Genomic DNA, 1,939 nt, shown 5'->3' with positions numbered 1-1,939 from the left:
GGCTGGCGATATCGTCGGAGAAATCTCACTCGTGGACCAGCGCCCGGCCACGGCAACCGTTCAATGTCAGGAAGGTCTCGTTTGCTTGGAAGTGCCCCACGATCTTTTGCTTCGCCGCTTTGGGCAAGATACGGCCTTCTCAGCGCGCTTTTATCGGGCGATTGCGTTGTTCATGGCCACCCGTATGCGCTCTACCGTCGAGCAACTCGGCCAAAAGAGCGACGGGAAGGATCTTGCCAGCCTGGATGACGATGAGGTCGACGATCAGCTTCTCGATACGGTCCATCTAGCCGGGCAGCGCTTCGAGATGATACTCGCCCGTCTCGGTGCGCACGGCTAAGTGAACCGTTGAGGGGCCGCTCGCCCCAACTTCCAAGCCCATCCCGCTACTGCGGCCTCGGCCATCTGCCGGTGTCGGGATGGCCGGGTTATTTTTCAAGAGCCCCCTTTGACCTGCCTTGGAACTTTCATCCGGCTGAAAGTAGAGCCTGGGGTAAAGTTACGTTGTTTGGTGCGGTATCGGCAATGGGGCCGGGCTCGGAGCCCGGAACGGGCGGAGAGACTGGCCCCATTGCTTTGAGTTTTGCCGCGTGCGCTGCTGGTGTCTGGTACCCCAACGCCGAATGCGGTCGGACGATGTTATAATCGGCCACCCAGGCGGCAATGACGGCCCGCGCTTGAGCCATGCTGGTGAACAGGGTTTCATTGAGCAACTCGTCCCGCATTCGGCCGTTGAGCCGTAGGCCGGCGTAAGCCAAACTCTCGCTGTACCCATTCTGCATCGGTTTGCCGGGGGCGATGTAGTGCCATGTGATCTTGGTGTCCTGAGCCCATTTCAGCACGGCGTTGGAGGTTAGTTCGGTTCCATTATCGGAAACAATCATCCCCGGTTTTCCCCGCTGAGCCACCAGCGCCGTCAGTTCGCGAGCGCCCCTCAGACCGGAGATTGACGTGTCGGGAACCGCGGCCAAACATTCCCGCGTCACATCATCGACGATGTTGAGCACCCGAAACCGCCGCCCGCTGTCCAGTTGGTCGTGAACAAAATCGAGCGACCCGCGGGCATTGGGCCGGGCCGCCACCAGGATCGGGGCGCGGGTGCCAATGGCTTTGCGCCGAGCCCGCCGCTTGCGAACCGCCAGCGCGTTTGACGCGCAAAGCGCATCGGCCAAACCTTCCTCGCGGTAAAGCCGGTAAAGGCGTGTAATCCCGGAAGTCTCTCCCTCCCGACGCAGCAGAATGAACAAGCGCCGATAGCCAAACCGGCGGCGTTCTTGGGCAAGGCTGCGAAGCCGTGCCCGCAAGGCCCTGTCATCTGGCCGGATCGAGCGGTAGTGGATCATCGCGCGATCCGCCGCAATCACCGCACAGGCCCGACGCTCGCTCATCTCGAACCGATTTCGCAGATGGGCGACAGCTTCTCGCTTGGCGGCGGGCCCTACCATTTTTTTTTTCCAAGAAGATCGCGTAACCCGGCCTCGTTCAGCATCGATTCCGCCAAAAGCTTCTTGAGCCGGGCGTTTTTCGTCCTCAAGTGCCTTCAGCCGACGCGCCTCCTAAACCTCGAGACCGCCGTACTTGGCTTTCCATTTGTAAAAAGTCGCGTTCGATATCCCATGACGGCGGCATACATCCGCCGTAACCGCCCCGGCCTCCCGTTCCTTCAGAATGCCGATGATCTGCTCTTCGCTGAACCTGCTGCGCTTCATAAGCCCGTCCTCTCAAGGGATCAGACTCTACTTCAAACTGGAGGAAATTTCCCAAGGCAGGTCACGAAACCCAGCTATCAGCCGTTTTCCGGTCCACCTATAAGTCTCTGAGCTATTTTCAGAAAATGGTGGGCGCGACAGGGATTGAACCTGTGACCCCTACGATGTCAACGTAGTTCCCTGGGTTTCACCGGCTACGCTCAGTTACGATAACATACTGATTTATATAA

At 59.1% G+C, this 1,939-nt stretch carries 2 pseudogenes; one reads left to right on the top strand and one right to left on the bottom strand.

Annotated features, from left to right (window positions below):
* Positions 1–340: pseudogene (locus VZ95_RS19400) on the top strand (cyclic nucleotide-binding domain-containing protein); the annotation flags it as partial.
* Positions 341–467: 127 nt separating this feature from the next.
* Here VZ95_RS19400 and VZ95_RS19395 read toward each other — a convergent pair.
* Positions 468–1,709, bottom strand: a pseudogene (locus VZ95_RS19395) (IS3 family transposase).
* Positions 1,710–1,939: the final 230 nt, after the last annotated feature.

The sequence above is a fragment of the Elstera litoralis genome, assembly GCF_000963705.1.
Taxonomy (GTDB): domain Bacteria; phylum Pseudomonadota; class Alphaproteobacteria; order Elsterales; family Elsteraceae; genus Elstera; species Elstera litoralis.
Note: the sequence above shows the minus strand (reverse complement) of the source record. Positions and strands in the feature narration are given on the sequence as shown.